This is a genomic window from Dyadobacter sp. OTU695, assembly GCF_038440355.1.
GTDB lineage: Bacteria > Bacteroidota > Bacteroidia > Cytophagales > Spirosomataceae > Dyadobacter.
On record NZ_JASATN010000019.1, the window covers coordinates 40,064 to 58,701 of the forward strand.

11 protein-coding genes are annotated in these 18,638 nt (G+C 50.7%); all 11 read right to left on the minus strand.

The annotated features are described in order from the left end of the window. Positions 1-23: 23 nt before the first annotated feature. The 11 genes from AAHB90_RS26235 to AAHB90_RS26285 all read right to left on the minus strand — a co-directional run bounded on the left by AAHB90_RS26235 (position 24) and on the right by AAHB90_RS26285 (position 18,611). Positions 24-3,491: a SusC/RagA family TonB-linked outer membrane protein gene (locus AAHB90_RS26235; RefSeq protein ID WP_342088199.1), complete on the minus strand. Its 3,468-nt coding sequence runs from the start codon at positions 3,489-3,491 to the stop codon at positions 24-26. Positions 3,492-3,511: 20 nt separating this feature from the next. Then, positions 3,512-4,522, minus strand: coding sequence for a FecR family protein (locus tag AAHB90_RS26240; RefSeq protein ID WP_342088200.1), 1,011 nt, complete (start codon positions 4,520-4,522; stop codon positions 3,512-3,514). A 69-nt stretch (positions 4,523-4,591) separates the two neighbouring features. Then, positions 4,592-5,257 (minus strand): RNA polymerase sigma-70 factor, encoded by a 666-nt coding sequence (locus AAHB90_RS26245; protein ID WP_342088201.1) that lies wholly within the window; start codon positions 5,255-5,257, stop codon positions 4,592-4,594. A gap of 175 nt (positions 5,258-5,432) precedes the next feature. Next, complete coding sequence (locus tag AAHB90_RS26250) at positions 5,433-7,145, minus strand: GMC family oxidoreductase (protein ID WP_342088202.1); 1,713 nt, start codon at positions 7,143-7,145, stop codon at positions 5,433-5,435. Positions 7,146-7,273: 128 nt separating this feature from the next. Continuing rightward, positions 7,274-7,795 carry a gluconate 2-dehydrogenase subunit 3 family protein gene (locus AAHB90_RS26255; RefSeq protein WP_342088203.1) on the minus strand — a complete coding sequence of 174 codons (522 nt, stop codon included), beginning with the start codon at positions 7,793-7,795 and terminating at the stop codon, positions 7,274-7,276. Positions 7,796-8,082: 287 nt separating this feature from the next. After that, positions 8,083-9,324 (minus strand): MFS transporter, encoded by a 1,242-nt coding sequence (locus AAHB90_RS26260; RefSeq protein WP_342088204.1) that lies wholly within the window; start codon positions 9,322-9,324, stop codon positions 8,083-8,085. A 143-nt stretch (positions 9,325-9,467) separates the two neighbouring features. Beyond that, positions 9,468-9,956 (minus strand): lipocalin family protein, encoded by a 489-nt coding sequence (locus AAHB90_RS26265; protein WP_342088205.1) that lies wholly within the window; start codon positions 9,954-9,956, stop codon positions 9,468-9,470. Positions 9,957-10,063: 107 nt separating this feature from the next. Then, complete coding sequence (locus AAHB90_RS26270) at positions 10,064-11,662, minus strand: FAD-dependent oxidoreductase (protein WP_446717933.1); 1,599 nt, start codon at positions 11,660-11,662, stop codon at positions 10,064-10,066. A 108-nt stretch (positions 11,663-11,770) separates the two neighbouring features. Continuing rightward, positions 11,771-13,777 (minus strand): FAD-dependent oxidoreductase, encoded by a 2,007-nt coding sequence (locus AAHB90_RS26275; protein WP_342088207.1) that lies wholly within the window; start codon positions 13,775-13,777, stop codon positions 11,771-11,773. A gap of 25 nt (positions 13,778-13,802) precedes the next feature. Continuing rightward, positions 13,803-15,239 (minus strand): RagB/SusD family nutrient uptake outer membrane protein, encoded by a 1,437-nt coding sequence (locus AAHB90_RS26280; RefSeq protein WP_342088208.1) that lies wholly within the window; start codon positions 15,237-15,239, stop codon positions 13,803-13,805. A 36-nt stretch (positions 15,240-15,275) separates the two neighbouring features. Further along, the gene (locus AAHB90_RS26285) at positions 15,276-18,611 is read right to left on the minus strand and encodes a TonB-dependent receptor (RefSeq protein WP_446717930.1); all 3,336 of its coding nucleotides are present in this window, start codon (positions 18,609-18,611) and stop codon (positions 15,276-15,278) included. Positions 18,612-18,638: the final 27 nt, after the last annotated feature.

The following is an 18,638-nucleotide window of genomic DNA, read 5'->3' on the forward strand; positions in this document are numbered from 1 at the left end:
ACTTTCGGTAAGAGTCAATATTGTTATAAACCGATGTTCAAGCCCAGCATAAATACTCTTGGCTTCGGATAGTCATATAAACCAAATCCCTGGTCGAATGGCGATCCGGAGTTGGATACTTCGGGATCATAACCTTTGTATTTGGTCGTTACAAAGAAGTTCTGAACGGATGCATAAGCTCTCAGACGTTCCAGTTTCATTTTCGAAGCAATGTGCGAGGGGAACGCATAAGCAAGCAACAGGTTGCGGCCGCGGATAAACGATGCGTCGGTTACCTTATGGCTGTCGTTGTTGGTCGTGTAGTAGGCATTGATCGGACGAATCTGTGCAATCGTCGTGTTCTGGTTGGTTTCCGTCCATGCATTCAACACGGTTTTGTAGCTGTTGGCAATACCCTGGCGGTCTTCCGCCGAGTGTATACTGCGGTCGAGCACGTCGTTGCCGTACATGTATTGCAAGTCAACAGTTAATGACCATTGCTTGAAATTGAATGTGTTCAGGAATGTACCAAACCCATCGGGAATACCTTTACCGATGATCGTCCGGTCGTTATCGTTGATTGTACCGTCTTTGTTCAAATCGGCATATTTCACGTCACCGGGCAGCATATTGTATTTCTTGGCTTGCTCAGCTTCCGCGGTCGACCAGATGCCCTGATGTACGCGTCCGAAGAATGAACCTACCGGCTCGCCTACGCGGATCACCGTTGCGCCAGAGAAGATATCGCTACCGCCCGACAGTGCCAGAACTTTGTTTTTGTTTACAGAAATATTGAATGTGGTGCTCCAAGAGAAATCACCGGCTTTGATATTGGTCGAGTTGACGGCGAATTCAAAACCTTTGTTCTCCATGCTGCCAACATTGGTGAAGATGCTTGTGTAGCCGCTGCTGAATGGAAGTGGCGCATCCAGCAACATTTCGTTCACTTTGCGGCGATAGAGGTCGAGTTCTAAATTAACGCGGTTTTGGAACAACCCGAGTTCTATACCCAAATCCACCTGTTGTGTTTTCTCCCATTGCAGGTTCGAGTTCGACATCCTACCGACACCGATACCGATGTTACGGGTTCCTCCGAAGATGACATCGGAGCTCGCCAAACCTGCAAGGGCACGGTAAGCGGGGATTTCCGAGTTCCCGGTGGCGCCATAGCTTGCCCGGATTTTCAAGTTGGAGATCGAATTCGAGTTTTTCAGGAATTCTTCCTCATTCACACGCCATGCTACCGCGGCCGACGGGAAGAATGCATACCGGTTGGCATCCCCGAACTTGGACGAACCGTCAATACGGCCCGTGAATGTCACCAGGTACTTGTTCATCAGGCTGTAATTGATCCTGGCGAAATAAGAATTCAGACCGTAAGCCGTAGCAGCCGAGCTGGGTGCCAATGCAGTTGCGCCCGCTCCGAGGTTATTATACAGAAAATAAGTGTCTGTAAAGTTCTGGCTCCGTGCCGTATTATCGAAACGATCCACATGTTGCCACGACAACCCGAGCATGGCGTTGATCGAATGGATCTTGCCAAAGTCTTTGAAATACGTCAGGTAGTTTTCGAACTGCCACGAGTTATACCGGCTACTGGCCACCGATGCATCACCATTGCTGGAAATGTACTGAAGTCCTGCGGCGGCGAAGTAGTCGTTGCGCTGGTTGATCACGTTCGCACCCACGGTAGAGCGCAGTTCCAGTCCGTCGGCGAGGCGGATGTTGGCATACATATTACCCAGCATAGTCTGCGTTTTCAGGTAATAAAGGCGTTCGGCTACGACGCGTAGCGGGCTGTCGCCTCCTTCCATACCCGGGTAATCGCGGTTACTGGCCCATTTGCCGTCGGGATATTTCACCGGGATAATCGGCAACGCTTCGAGCACCTGGCGCATAGCAGTAATACCGCCGCCGCCCAACTGGTCGATCTGCTTCTCGTTCTGATCGGTATAACCCAGCGTACCACCTACTTTCAGCCAGCTTTTGATTTGTGAATCAAATACAAAACGGCCTGAGAAACGCTTCTGCCATGAATCTTTGATAATACCATTCTCATTGCGGTAGTTCAGGAATGCGCCGAAGCTGCCTTTTTCATTACCACCCGTGAAACCCAGCTGATGGTTTTGGGTAAATGCCTTTTGGAAAGTCTCTTTCTGCCAATCGGTGTCGTACAACGGATTGCCATTCGAATCGAAAAGCAGCGGATTGGTCCGTTTCAGCTTCGGATCGGTGTATTTAGTACCAGTAGCCCAGCCCACAGGGTCATATTTGGCCGCATTGGCATAAATGGTTTCCTCTACCTGCAAAAACTCCTTCGAATTCAAAACAGGAAGTTTTTTGGGCGCTACACCAATGCTGAAATCGGTGTCATAGGTGACTTTTCCACCGCCTGATGTACCACGTTTGGTCGTCACAAGGATAACCCCATTGGCACCACGCGCACCGTAGATCGCCGTAGAAGAAGCATCTTTGAGGACTTCGATCGACGCAATATCGTTCGGGTTAAGATAGTCTATCGGCGTACTTCCGTTTGCCAGTTCAACGGCATTCAGGATAACCCCGTCGATCACGTAGAGCGGGTTGTTGGAAACACTGATAGAGCTCGCTCCACGAATGCGTATGTTGGCGCGACCACCCGGGCGACCCGAGTTCGACGATACGTTCACGCCGGTAATGCGGCCCGAAAGTCCCTGGTTCAACGAGGAAGCGGGGCGTTCCTGCAACACATCGGCTTTGATCGTACCGACGGCACCTGTAAGGTCGGATTTTTTAACAGTACCATATCCCACTACCACTACTTCTTCCAATGCATTCTCGTCGGGCGCCAGGTTCACCGTCAGCGCCGACTGGTTTCCCACTGTCAGCTCCTGCGATTTGTAACCCACAAAACTAAAAACCAGCACCGGCTGGCCGCCGTCCGGAATTTCCAGACTGAAATCACCCGCAGCACCCGTGGAAGTTCCGCGCTGGGTACCTTTCAGCACTACGCTTACGCCTGGAAGCGCCGCTCCTTTTTCGTCCGAGACAGTCCCTTTGATCGTTCTGTCAACGGCCGCCTGGGTTAACAGTGCCGGTGCGGTCAGGTTTTCCTGGATCATCTGCCCCTCCGGCAGCGCCATCGCCTCGTCCTTGCTTTCCCTCACCGGCGTCGCTTCCTTTGCTTTACCTTCCGTTATGACGAATGTATTCTTCCGTGTCTTCTTATATTTCAGACCATTCTGCCGCAGGAGCACGTCGAGGTTTTTCTCGATTGGCTGGTTAAAATCCAGGTTGCTGGAAGCGACGTTCACCGAGCCTACCAGGCGGTCTTCGAAAATGATTTCTACCCCATAGTGTCTTTGAAGATCCAGCAAAACATTCTTGAGCTTCATTTCCTGACCGAGCGAAGTATGCTGCTTGGCCGGCGTCGACGCAAATGCAATGACCTGTGAATGCACGATCCGTGAGGACTGCGTCATCAACACAATCCCGATCGCCACCCATTGCTTGGCTGATAGCGTTAGATTCATAATCAAATGGTTTGGAATAATTAATTGTTCGTTAAAAGGATGCTTGCGCCATTTTGCTCGACCCTGAGATCAAGCACTTCCGAGATCGTCTTCAAAAGTTCTTCCGCATTTTTCGTCTTGAAATTGCCGGTGATCGAGCGCTGGGCTATGTTCGAATCGGAGAGACTTACTTTTTGTCCGAAATTCTCCTCGATCATCGCAATTATTTCCTTCATAGGCGTTCCGTTGAACACATAGCGCTGTTCGGTCCAGGGAGCGAATGTTTTAATATCCTGTTTTCTTTCCAGCTGCACCGCCCCTTCATGATCGAGAAAGGCGAGGTCTCCCGGCTCCATCATCACCTCCCGGCGCTGGTTGTTCTGCGAATAGTCGATGCGCACGCTGCCGGACTTCAATGCTACTTTGGTGCCCCTTGGCCGTGCAAAGACCGAGAATGTAGTACCCAGTACTTCCACCTGGAATGCCTTGGAAGTCTTGACCACAAAACGCTTGTGGTCAATGGTATGGCTTACCGAAAACTCCGCCTCTCCTTCCAACGCCACTTCCCGTACCTCGCCCCAGAAACCTAGCCGGGGCACTTTCAGTTTAGAGTTCGAATTCAATGCGACACGGCTTCCGTCTTCGAGGTATACGTCGGTAGTCTGCCCATAGGCTGTCTGGTACGATTTGTATTGTAGCGGCTCGCGAAACCACCATCCGCAGCTCACCAACGCGGTTACCGACGCTGCTACCAGCCAGAAGCGGTTGCTCCGGCGCCCAAACCAGGAAGGTGCACGCTCCTCCCCTTCCTCCTTCCTCCATTCTCCCTCATACTCCATCGTCGAATCCACCCGCCGAAGCAAATTTTCAAGCGCAGCATCCTGATCGGGAATAAACTGTGGTGATTTGGTTTCATATTCGAGCAGCCACCGGTGGAATGCCTCGGCATTTTCTTTCTGCACGATCCATTCTTCCACAAGCTGCCTTTCGAGCGGATTGGCGCGCCCGGCCAGGTACTCGAAAAGCGTATATTTCGATATAGTTTTTTCCATTTTTGTTCGGTTTACAACGTTGACGAGAACCCGCGGGGAACCGCCTTCAAGACTGGCCCCTGCCGGATTTTAGAGGATATTCAAAATGGCAAGGCAGAGCGAAATCATCCATTCGCCATGCAGGGCCGAACGAAGGTGTTTCAATGCCTTAGAGATATGTACTTCTACGGTTTTAGGCGAAATATGCAGCTCGTCGGCTATTTCGTGGTATTTTTTGTTCTCGAAACGGCTCAGGAGAAATACCTTCTGGCACTGCATAGGTAACCGCGCGATCACCTCGTTTACTTTCAGAAAAAGGTTATTGTAGTGGATTTCCGCATCAGGCTGCTGGTGATAAGTGGAAATCGAATGCTCCTCGTTCATTTCGAGGCTGTCCGTCTTGCCGAACTCCCTACGCATATACGTAAAGCACTCGTTGCGCACCGAGCGGAAGAGGTAACTGGTATACGATGTCGTGATGTTCTCGTAAGCTTTCGTGCGGTAAAACTGAAAGAACACCTCGCTCACCAGGTCCTCGGCAATTTGTTTGGAATACACAAACCGCACCGCGTGGCTGCAAAGTGGGTTGTAATACCTTTTGAACAGTAATTCCAGTCCTTTCCCCGGATTTTGCTCGAAAGCCGATTTGAGGAATGTAGCAGAATCAATTTCACTTACGGGGGCCTTGCCTTCATGTGCAGGGGACACAAAAGGTCCGGGGCGCTTCGTTTCCGGGTTAAGCAAAGGATCGTGCATTGAGTATCTGTTCGTATGTAATAATTAAAAGACTTTTTTGCATTTAAAATCCCTTACCCTTGATTAAAAAAAACTAAAACTTTTTTTATTTATATCTCAAACTAAATAAACAGGTATAAAAAAAGCCGCTATCCTTCCGAATAGCGGCCAGCTGACTTAAAAAAGCAATAAGTGGTTACAAATTCTTCGCTTTGCTCTGCTTCACAGCGTAGTCCACCGCGCGGGCTGAAAGCGCCATGTAAGTAAGCGACGGATTCTGTGTTGCGGTCGAGGTCATACAGGCACCGTCTGTCACGAATACGTTCTTACAATGGTGCAGCTGGTTCCATTTGTTCAGCAGCGACGTCTTAGGGTCCTTGCCCATGCGCACACCACCCATTTCGTGGATGTCGTTGCCCGGATTGCGGTGGTTATCGTGCGTTTTCACATTGGTGAAGCCCGCTTTGGTAAACATCTCGCTCACCTGTTCCATATAATCCTTGATCATCTTCTCGTCGTTATCGTCGTAATCGACCGAGATTCTCAGTTTAGGCATTCCGAACGGGTCCTTTTCATTCTTATCGAGGGCCACGTAGTTGCCTTCTTTCGGGATTGTCTCGCCCATCATGTGCGAACCTACACTCCAATTGCCGTATTTGGTTTCGTGCAGACCAGCTTTCAGCGATTCGCCCAGGCCATTGCGGTCGTTATAGGTATCGCGGTTGGCTCCGAAACCGGCTGCATATCCGCGCAAGAAGTCGGTTTCCTGCTTGTAAACATTACGGAAGCGGGGAATGTAGCCGCTATTCGGGCGTTTACCGTCGGTAGTTGAATCGAGGAAACCTTCGTACTCTCCTGAAACCGTTGCCCGGTAGTTGTGGAATGCCACATATTTTCCCAGCAAACCACTGTCGTTGCCCAGCCCATTCGGGAAGCGGCTGGATACCGAGTTCAGCAATACCAGGTTCGAGTTCAGTGCTGCCGCATTCAGGAAGATGATGTCGGCGTAGAATTCGATCATCTGTTTCGTGTTCGCGTCGATCACGCGTACGCCTGAGGCTTTTTGTTTTTTGTCGTCATAAATGATCGAATGCACCACCGAATGCGGGCGGAGCGTCATATTGCCGGTTTTCATCGCCCAGGGAATCGTAGAAGCATTGCTGCTGAAGTACCCTCCGAACGGGCACCCGCGCTCGCACATCACACGATGTTGGCATTTTGCACGGCCCTGATCGAGGTGAATCTGCTGCGGGTCGGTAATGTGGGCAGCACGGCCAATGATAATGTGCCGGTCTTTATACTGTTTTGAAACCTGCTCTTTGAAATACTTCTCAACACAGTTCAAATCGTGCGGAGGCAGGAATTCACCATCGGGCAATGCGTCGATGCCATCCTTGTTGCCGGTAATACCCGCAAATTTCTCCACGTGGCTATACCAGGGAGCAATATCGTCGTAGCCGATCGGCCATTCCACTGCGAATTGGTCACGTGCCGGACCTTCGAAATCGTATTTGCTCCAGCGCTGCGTCTGGCGCGCCCAAAGCAGTGACTTTCCACCCACCTGGTACCCCCTCAGCCAGTCGAAAGGCTTCTCCTGAATGTAGGGATGCTCATTATCCTTCGCGAAAAAGTGCATCGACGATTCCTTGAAGTTGTAACAGCGCGCCGCAATCGGGTTAGCGTCGGCAATTTCCTTGGTAAGCCGCTCGCGGTGCTCGAATTCCCACGGCATCATGTTCGTCGTAGGATAATCCTTGATATGCTGCACATCCCGCCCACGTTCCAGTACGAGGGTTTTCAATCCTTTTTCTGTCAGCTCCTTCGCCGACCAGCCACCGCTAATCCCCGAGCCAATCACAATAGCATCGTAGGTACGGGCTTTTTTACTATCAATATTTATGTTTGCCATAGTTCGGTTTAATGAAACAGGGAGGAAAGGGAGGATGGAGGAAGGGGAGAAAGGAGGGCAGAAAAAGCACTCAATGACTTATTGACTAAATCCCTCCTCCCTTTCCTCCTTCCTCCCTCTCTTCCCTCTTATCCTTTTTTAACAGGTACACACCCATGGTAACGGGCGGGGATCATTTCGTAATGGGTAATGTTGGTCATCACGTATTCGGACGTCATGTAGCCCTGGATCGTGAGGTTTTTGACCATACTGAAAAATCCTTTCTGAGCTGCGTCACTGCCTTTCTCGATGTCCGAAAGGATTTGCAGGCGCTGTTCCTTGCTTGCGTCCGCGAACGACTTGCCAAAACGCTGAACGCTCTGCTCGTCAATATTCGAAACGCCACTTGCGAGGCTTGCCTGCGCTTTGGCGTCGTAGCAATCCTTCACCATTTTCTGCACAAAATCACCTACTCCCAGCTCTCCCGCGCCCGGTGTGTCGGTTTTAGGGATAATGGTTTCGACTATCAAAGTAAGATTTTTGGATTGGTCTGCCGACAGCAACCTTCCTTTCTCCACTGCACTTTTGTTCCAACCGGATGCCCAGGAAGGCAAACCCGCCATGGCGCCCACGGCAACTGCCATGCTTTTTAGCGCTACGCGTCTCTCCATTTTCGTTTTGTTTAACGTGGTATTTGTAATGTTATCGTTTGTTCTTTTTGTCATTCATTGTCAGGAATCATTGGTTGTCAGGGATTGTCATTGGTTGTCAGGAGTTGTCATTCATTGTCAGGGATTGCTTTTTTTACTGGGCAAGATCTCCTCTCTATATATATCTGACTATTCCTGACCACACCTGACTACACCTGACCATTCCTGACTACACCTGACCATTCCTGACTACGCCTGACCATACCTGACTATTCTTGACTAAGTCTGACCACACCCGACCAAAACCGCTACTCTTCGAGAAAGTCCAGATCGCGGCCGTGCGTTTCGGGAATCGTGAGGATGCAGAAAATGCCGATGGCAAAACAGATCAGCCCCACGAGCGCTCCTGCCTGAATGACGGTGAAAGAACCTTTAAAAATAGCAAATAATGTAGTCATTCCCACTACCGTTCCGCGCACCATGTTGGGGACGGTGGTGGCAGCAGTAGCTCGCAGATTGGTGCCAAACTGTTCCGCCCCGATGGTCACGAACATCGCCCAGTAACCAATCCCGAAGCCCAGCAGCGTGGCAATCGTGTAGAAAAGCGAGGCCGACTTGATGCCCGCAAAAAGGTACACCAGGCTGCATACGAATGTAAATATCATGAGGTAAAATACCGCCTTCTTGCGCGATTCGAGCCAGTGACTGATAAACCCGCTGGAAAGGTCGCCTACCGAAAGGCCTACATAGCACCACATAATGGAGAGCCCGGGCTTGATCGGTTCGGCGATCCCCAATGCTTTTCCGAATTCATTGCTGAATGTGGCGAGAATGCCGATCACGAACCATGTCGGCAATCCGATACCGATGCATTTAAGATACCGGCTGAGCCTGTCCTTATTATTGAACAACGCAAAAAAGTTGCCTTTTTCAACGTGTTTCTGGTCTTTGATATCCTTAAAAATACCCGACTCAAAAACACCGATCCGAAGCAAAAGCAGCGAAATACCGAGTCCGCCGCCGATGAAATAGGCATAGCGCCAGTCGAAAAACTCCACCGTAAAATAGGCCACCACGGCACCCAGCAAACCAATGCCCGCCACCAGGGAGGTACCGATGGCCCGCAGGTGCTTGGGAAGGATTTCGGAAACCAGCGTGATACCCGCGCCCAGCTCTCCCGCAAGACCGATACCGGCAATGAAACGGAGCGATTTATAAACCGCCACATCCTGGACAAACCCGCAGGCGATATTTGCAAGCGAATACGTGATGATAGAGCCGAACAGTACCGAGAGTCGCCCCTTTTTGTCCCCCAGCACACCCCATAGAATACCGCCAAGCAGCAGCCCGGTCATTTGCCAGTTCAGGATGCTGGCGCCGGTAACGGAAATGTCTGCTTCGGAAAGGCCGAGCGCCGCCAAACTTGGCAGGCGGACGATCCCGAAAAGGAGCAAATCATAAATATCTACAAAGTAACCAAGGGCAGCGACAATTACGGGAGCACTGAAAAGGTAGGAAGCGTCTGAGCGCGTTGCTGTGACGGTTGACATTTGTTTTTGTATGGGTTTCATCGGAATAACTTGCAATATTATGCAAATAGCCGGACATAAGCCCGGCTATTCGTTGGTAAATTAATAAAATTTAAAGAGAAAGTTTTGTTTGGTTGATAATGGCTTTCTCTTGCTTTCATTGTCTAACTTTTCTTGAATACGATGGTGATCTTGTATTTGACGCCGTCTTCTTCCTCATTGGACGACCATTTCATTTCGTTAGCGCTGGTTTCGAGATCGAACTCGGTTACGTCGGAGCCTTCCGTGAGGACTATTTTCTTGTCTTTTACGGCCCATTTGGACGTGTCATCTACCACATCTGCCTGGTCAAGAATGTCGTCACAGCCAATAGGCACTTTCGCCCCTACGGTGCCATTGCTTTTAAAAGTAAGCTCCGTTTCCGACAGGCATTTCTTCCCGGTAAGCGCTTCGAAGTACGCGAGTATGTCGGTAATGCCGTTCTGGGCCGGGTCGATGTTCATCGCCTTGATTTTCCAGGTGCCTTCGACGGCATTGCCCGAAGGTTTTTCCGGCGTCGGATCGTCGGAGTCTTTACTACACGCTAGTATCGCTACCGCGAACACAAATAACATCAGGTAATTTGCCAGATTTTTCATGGATGGAATTTTCATGGTTGCCTTTTTTAGTGATAAATAATCACGAAATTAAACTACCATTTTTCCAACACGGCATATTACCGAGTGACCGGTAGGCCGACTGAGTGACCGGTCACATTTCCTCAGAGTTCCAGCTTTTGCTTGTCTTTCAGTAACTGCTCTTTGAGTTTGCCGTAATCCACATCCTGGACGGCCACTTTGCTATCGATCGCCTGCACGGCGGCAGTAGCTGCGCTCTGGCCGAGGATCATGAAAACCGGCTCCATACGAATCGATCCGTAGGCAATATGCGACGCCGACACACACACCGGCACCAGCAGGTTTTCGCATTCCGCCTTTTTGGGAATAATAGAACCGTAGGAGATAGCATAAGGGGTCTTGGGATGCACACCAATGTCGCCTTCGTTTTGCACGAAACCGTCTTCCTTTACGTAGCGCTGCGCATTATGTGCGTCGAGCGAGTAGGATCCCATTCCAACCGATTGTGATACCGCTTTTTTACCCAGCGTTTCATTCTCGGTCATCACGCTCTGGCCGAGCATGCGGCGAGCCTCGCGGACGTAAATCTGGTGCGGCCAGCCGCCATTATCCTTGAATTCGTCTTTCGGCAAACCCCATTCATTCACCTTCGTGCGCACGTCGGCCGGTACCGCGGGGTCGTTGGCGAGGAAATACATCAGGCCTTTCTGGTACAGTTCATGCTCTTTGATAATCTCCTTACGACGCTCGTAGGAAGCATCGGGGTAGTCGTAGTTCTGGCCGATGAAATCCGTGCTGAACGGGCCGTGGTTGTTGGTGTCCGTTTTGCGGTTGGGGATAGGATCGTATTTGTCGAAGGTTTCAGTCCAGCCGGCCTTGTACACACGTGCGAGCAGTTCATATTTGCCGGGATCGTAACCTGCGGGCTCGGCGAACGGAATGCGGTTGTCGGGATGCGACGAAAGGCACATACGGAAGCAGTAGGCCTGGATTTTGTGGTCTCCGTCGCCATTCTTACCAATCTTTTCAGCTGTTACATAAGGCAGCAGGCCACTTTTCGGATCGCCTTCCACTTTATATGGGCTGATATTCTTTGCGAAATAATGTCTGTGCTGGAAAACGCCCGCCTGAATACCGTTCCATTCCTCATTATAAACGCTGTTGGCCTCACGTCCTACATGGTATTTCACGTCCGCGGCGGCCATCAGATCACCCTCGTAAGTGGCGTCGATGAACATTTTGCCCTTGAAAGTCTTACCGCTTAAAGTTTTAAACGAGGCAATGCGTCCGTTGCTCTTCTCAACGCCGCTTCTGCCGCGGTCGAGCCATTCGTCGCGGTAGATTTTGATATTGTTTTCTTTCACAAAATCCTCAAAAACCTGCTCGGCCACGTGCGGTTCGAAGATCCACATCGTGCGTTCGGCACCGTCCATGGCTACCGTACCCTGGCCTTTGTTGCCGTACTCTTCTTTTTTCTGCCACTGCCAGCCTTCGGGTTTATCGTAATGCAGGTAAACGCGGTGGTAAAACTCGCGGGCGAGGCCACCGATCACCGATTTATTGCCGGTATCGGTAAAACCCAGACCACCGGAGGAAAGCCCGCCCAAATGCTTGTCTGGCGAAACCACGAGCACGGTTTTGCCGGATTTAACGACCTGTACCGCCGCCGTAACCGCCGCGCAAGTACCGCCGTAAACAATCACATCCGCTTCGTACGACTGCGAAAAAGCAACGCGCGGCATGAGGTGAGAAATAACGATTGCAACCAGTAAGAGTATTTTTTTCATTAATGCCGAATTAAGATTTAAGATTGATTGATAGCCGATAGCTGCCAGCCGACAGCCAAATTTCTATTTCGACTCAGGCACGAACAGAACGGCATCGGCCGCCACAGCCCCCGAGGCCCCTTCCGATGAAATATTCACCGAAGAGTCATTTCCTTTGGATAAATTGAATTTACCTACGTGGTACCATTCACCCGAGGTTTGTCCTTCGACGACAATGTCCTTTTCAAGTACTGAAATGTTCTTGATTTCATTTCCCGCTTTCACCGAAAGCTTTATTTCCGAAGCCGGTTTAGCCACTTTCGGGAAATAGACGTAGACCTGGTAGCTGCCGGCAAAAGGCACCTCAGGCGTAAAAGTCACCGAACCGCTGTTTGCCTCAGAAGCTAGGAAAGACGGCCCATACCCTCCTTTTTTGACCTGCTCCCAGTTCCCTTTGACAGAAACATGCTTGCTATCCTCATTATCGACCAAAATTTCCGGCGTTTTACCATTTACCAACGGATCAGCTTTCAGCTTTGCCTGCAATTTCGTGATATCGATTTGTTGCACGCTCTTCTTCGAATCGATCGCCATCACTGCAGCAATCGCCGATGATTGGGCGAGCACCATAAACACAGGCTCCATGCGGATAGAGCCATAGGCAATGTGTGTAGCCGAAAGGCAGACAGGCACCAGCAGGTTGGTACACTCTTTTTCTTTCGGCACCAGCGAGCCGTAAGCAATAGGGTACGGACCAAACCCGCCGATCTCGACATTACCTTCGTTTTTGGCCATCCCATTCACGACAATGCGCTGGATATTATGCGAATCCATGGTGTAAGCCGCCATTCCCACGCCGTCTTTTACCACTTCCTTGCCCTCGCAATTCGCCTGGGTCATCACATAGCTTCCGACCATCCGCCGCGCTTCACGCACATACAGCTGGGGCGACCAGTTACCGGTTTCCACATATTCGTCTTTGGGATAACCCCATTTCAGCATTGCCTCGCGCAGCTCCATTGGCACGCGCGTGTCGTGGCCAAAAAAGTAAAGCAGGCCTTTGGTATAGGCTTCGTGGGATTTGATGATCGCTTCCCGTTTTCTATAATCGGCATCCGGGTATTCGTAGTTCATACCGATCATGTCCGTCGAGAAGCCGTTGCGGTTGTTAATGTCCGTTTTGTTGTTGGGCATTTTACTCCAGATGAAGTAATCGTTCAACGTTTTCCGTTCCGGCTGCTTCGCGATCAGGCGGGCAAGAAGTTCGAAATGCGTCGGATCGTAACCTTCCGGTTTGGTAATCGGTACCATATTGGCCGGATCCGAGGTGAGGCAAATACGGTAATTATAGGCCTGCACTTTTTTGTCGCCCGTACCGTTTGGTTCCAGCGTTGCCGGGGAAACGCCCCAGAGCAGGCCGCTTTCCGGCTTTCCTTCGATTTTATAGGGATCGATGCCGTCCGGCAGCTGATGCCCTTTCATCAATTGCACCCCGTTGATCGTCTCGTTGTAATCGCTGTTCGCCTCGCGGCCCACCGCGTAGGAAACGCCGGCTTTCGCCATCAGATCGCCCTCATAAGTGCAGTCGAGGAACATTTTTGCCGAAATGGTCTGATTGGTCTTGGAATCAGGTTTAATACTATTTTCCAAAACAATGGATTTGACCTCAGCACCTGATTTGCTGGCGCTGATCACCCGGCTTCGGTAGATCACCTTGATCCCCGCTTCATCGAGGTATTGCTGCAAATATTGTTTGGCAACTTTCGGCTCAAATGTCCATTGCTCGAACTTGCCGTAATGCTTGCCAATACGCCGGTAAAAGTCGCGGGAAAGGCCGGTAATGGCATATTTATTACCAATATCGGTATAGCCGAGGCCTCCGGTAGTCATACCTCCCAAATGCCCGCCCGGCTCGATGAGCACGACCGTCTTACCCATCTTCTTCGCCGTATAGGCCGCGATCACACCTGCGGAGGTCGCGCCGTAGATGCAGACATCCGCCTGGACCGGGGCCCCGGCAACCGACCGGAACCCTGCGAACAGAAATGCGAACAAGCAGGCGAAATGCGCAATTGCTATTCTTTTTCTCATTGTCTTTTAAATGATTATGAAACGTTTAGTAACCCGGATTCTGATCCTTGGCAGTAATGGCCTTGTTATACAAAATCTCGGAGTTCGGGATCGGCCACAGCATGTGCTTTTCAGCGACCACGATATTCTTTACTTCCAAAATGCGCTGTTTGGCAATTCCTAACCGTTTCAGGTCGTTCCAGCGCTTGCCTTCGTACATCGTTTCGTAGCCCCGTTCCTGCACCACCTTGTCAATGAAGGTTTGTAATGTAAAATCAGCAAGTTTGAAATCGACCGCTGAAACCGCTTCCGCGGGCTTACCGTAGGCACGGCGGTGTACTTTGTTCAGGCTTTCGAGCGCTTCCGCGGTTGGTTTTCCGTTTGCACGTGCGTCTGCCTCGGCATGGAAAAGAAGCAGGTCGGCATAGCGGTACCATGGGTAGTCGTTGCCCGCGCCGCCGGTTGCGAGCGGATCGCGGTATTTGCGGTAGAGCAAGGAAGTACTGCCAAGGCCAATGTCCACATTGTAAAACATGTGATTTTTGCGCAAATCCTTGAAATCCCAGTTTTTAATCACCGGATTGGACACAGAATCGGTGTATTGCGCATACACGCCCCCCGGGCCATAATAGTTATACTGACCGATTTTGCGGTGGGCGTAGCTTACCAAGCCGAATCCCTGCTGACGTGAGTATTTGAAATAAAATATCTCTTCCGGCGTATTGACGACCTCGGGCCCGTATATCTTCTGAAAGTCCTCCGAAACGGTCACCGGTACCAGCGAGTATTTTTTCGAATCGATCACTTCCTTCGCCTTCGCGCTGGAAGATTCCCATTGTTCGAGGTACATATAAACTTCCGAAAGCAGCGTCTTGGCTGCCCATTTGGTAGGACGACCAATCTCCGAGGGGTTATCCGGCAGCCCGCTTTCGGCTATCAATGCGTCTGCCACGATGAGTTTGTACACATCACCGACGCTCGACCTCGGAATGTCGGCCACGGTCATATTCTCCTCCGTGCGCAATGGCACACCCGCCCAGTTACGCACGAGCGCAAAGTAGATCAGCGCCCGCATATACTTGGCTTCGGCTACGAACGAAGCCTTCTCGGCATCCGTCATACTGGTTCCTTTCGGCACATTGGCGATGACCAGGTTCGCATTCCGGATGGATTGGTAAAAGTTGTCCCAAATCGTCGCCACGCGGTTGATGTTTGTATTGTCGAGGCCCTGGTACAAGCTTACGGCCGTCTGCGTTCCGCGCGAGTTGCCATAGTCGGCCAAGCCTTCCAGCTGAGCGGGATAGTTTGTCGACAATGCAGGATCGGTGCGCATCGGCCCGTAGATCGCATTTACGGCCGCCTTCGCTTCCGATGCGGTATTATAGAAGTTCTCTGAGGATAGCGACTTCGGTTTTTCCTCCAAAATATCAGAGCAAGCCATGCAAACCGCTGCCAAAAACAAACTGGTGAATATCTTCTTCATATCAATAATTTCTTTAACCGGTTGTAAAAACTGACCTTAAAAACCTACTCTGAGACCCACTGTGGTGGTTTTCGCCACCGGATACACGTAGTGGTCGACGCCCTGAACGAAGGAGTTACTACCTCCGTAAGAATTCACTTCCGGATCGTACCACGAGTACTTGGTCAATGTGATCAGGTTCTGGCCGCTCACGTACAGCTGTCCGTATTTCATCCATTTGATGTGCAGCTTCGAAACCGGCAGATTGTAGCTCAGCTGGATGTTCTTGAAGCGGAGGTAAGATCCGTCCTCCACAAAACGGTTCGACATTTGCGCCTGTGAAGAGGTTTTGATAATCGGATATTTGGCATTGATGTTCTGCGGCGTCCAGTGGTCAAGATACACTCCCCGTGGCATATTGAGGGCCTGCCCGTAGTCGTAGCCTTGTCCCTGCGCGCTGAGGTTGAATATGTCGTTACCCTGCGATCCCTGGATGAAGAATGTCAGTTCAAAGTTCTTGAATGACATGTTCGAATTGAAGCCGTATGTAAACTTGGGATTCGGGTTACCGATGATCTGCTTGTCACCGGCGTCACGGCTGCCGCTGTTATTGTAATCTTCGTAGGCGATGAAACCCTTGTCGTCGTACCCTTTTTCCACATAACCATAGAACGATCCGAGCGGATAACCTTCACGGAGGATATTCACGTTATCGTTCACCGCTGCACCGATTGTCTGCCCCAGAATGTCATTTCCGCCATAAAGCTTCACGACCTTGTTCTTGTTAATGGACAGATTGGTCGACACATTCCATTTAAATGCTCCTTCCAGGACAGCTGCATTGATACCCAGCTCGAAACCCTTGTTTTGAATTTTTCCGATATTCTGAATAGTGTAAGTGTACCCCAAGGACGATGGCAACGCTACGTTGTTCAGCAGGTCTCGGGTGTTTTTGATATAATAATCGGCCGTTACATTCACGCGGTTATTCCAGAGCCCGAGGTCGATACCGAAGTCGGTCTGAGCGGTAGTTTCCCATCTCAACGATCCCGCGAGCCGGGTACCTGGTGCATAGGAGGTCATGAATGCGTCGCCAAATACTACCTGCCCCGAAGCAAGCTGGTTCAATGTGAAGTATGGCTGGATGGAAGTGTTTCCCGTTTCACCGTACCCTGCCCTGATTTTCAGATCGGAAATGAACGGGATATTCTTAATAAACTCCTCCTCAGACATACGCCATGCCAGCGCTCCCGACGGGAAAAAGCCCCATTTCTGCCCGGCACTATACCGCGACGATCCGTCCGCACGGAAGCTGGCCGTTGCAAGTATTTTGCTGTTAAAAGTATAATTGACACGCGCCAGGTAGGAGAGCAATGACCATTTGAGATAGGATGTGCTCGGAACGCCCTGGGTAGCGGCGGCACCGATGTCGTAGGTTTCCTGGTAATCACTAATAAAACCGCCTCCGGAGGCTGAAAGCGTGGTTTGTGTATAATCCTGATAGGTGAAACCGGCTACCGCTGAAACGCTGTGCTTGCCAAAATCTCTCAGGTAGCTTACGGTGTTTTCACTTAAAATGCTGGTTGTCCTTGCCGTGCCCACTGCGGCGCTACCTTTCGAGTTTACAAACTTGGTCGTGGTATAAGTATCGGTTCGGTCGTCGGTGCTTTCAATACCGGCCAGCGTTTTGAATGTCAGCCCCTTAATGGGTTCAAAGGTAATGGCGCCGTTAGTAAGCACTTTGTTGGACCGGATTACATCCGAATACTGGTAGAGGTAGTTCAAAGGGTTAGTAATCACATTGGAACCCCACGCATAAGCCTCGGCCAATCTCGAATAGCTGCCGTCGGGAAGCGTCGCCGGAATGGTCGGATAGCCCGAAAGCATCGCCGACATCAGCGTTCCTCCGCGGTTTCCTCTTTCAGAATTTTTGCGGTCGGAATCGATACGGCTTAGCAGCGAGCTCAGATCGAATTTGAACTTCTTGCCAATATCGGAGCTGAGGTTAATGCGCAACGCATTCCGGACATAGTCGCTACCGATCACAATCCCGTCCTGACTGAAATTACTGGCTGCTACCGAGAAGCGTGTTTTTTCGTTACCGCCGCTTACAGTCAATGCATGGTTTTGCACGGGCGCTTTTTGGAATACCAAATCCTGCCAGTCCGTGCCTTTCCCGAAACCTGCTATCTGGTCGGCTGTGAAATGCGGGGCAAGCCCGTCGTTAGCTGCCTGTTCGTTGTAAAAGTTGGCATATTCGGTGGCATTCATCAGATCCAGCTTTTTACGGATGGTCTGCACGCCATAATAACCGTCGTAATCGACGCTCACGCGGCCTGCCTTGCCTTTTTTGGTAGTGATCAAAACGACGCCATTAGCCCCGCGCGACCCGTAAATAGCAGTGGCGGAAGCGTCTTTCAAAACCTCAATCGACTCTATATCAGCATTATTCAACAAAGTAGGATTGCCGGAATAGGGAAAACCATCGACCACATAAAGCGGCTCGTTGCTGCCCTGAATGGAGTTGGTTCCCCTGACGCGCACGCTGATGGGACTGCCCGGAGCGCCCGTATTCTGCGAAACGTACACACCCGCCGCACGCCCCGCGAGCGACTGCACCAGGTTGGTAGCCGGGTAGGCATTCAGTTCCGACGATTTAATGGAAGAAACCGAGCCTGTAAGATCGCTTTTTTTGATCTGGCCGTAACCGATCACGACGATTTCCTGTAACGACTTATCTTCCAGCATCAGACTGACCGTCAGGTCGGTTTGGCTACCCAGCACAATTTCCTGGGATTTATAACCTACAAAACTGAAAACCAGCACTGAATTGGGCGCGCTTGTTTCGGGAATTTCGAGCTGAAAAGTACCGTCGGTGTAAGTGGTTGTGCCCGTTTGCGTTCCTTTCAGGACAATGCTCACGCCGGGTAGTCCCGTGTTCGACTCGCCATCGAGTACTTTGCCGGAAACTGCCCGTTTGGGTGCATTAGCCGGAATAGGTTGCCCTGCCGGCGCATCGGGCGCACTGGTTTCTATTCTTCTAAGGATGATGATCTTGCCCGACACTTCGTAGTCGAGCCCGAGCGGCGTCAGAATATGGTCGAGCGCTTCGTATAATGGCTTATCTTTTAGTGAAACTGTCACTTTCCGGGCCGATTTGATCAGTTTGGAACTGAACACGAAGCGTACATCGACCTGTTTTTCCACCTGGCTGAGTACCTTCTTTACTTCACTGCCGTTCGCTGTCACCGACACTTTCTGGCTGAGGAGGGATTGCGCGCTACCTTCACGTGCATAACCCGCAACGATAAATACAAAGGCAAGCATGAGTTGAGTAGCTGTCATTCGCATGGTCCACAGTAATACCCTACGGTACTTTAAAGGTTTTTTCATAGATTTGATTGTTTTGTAGAATAGGAA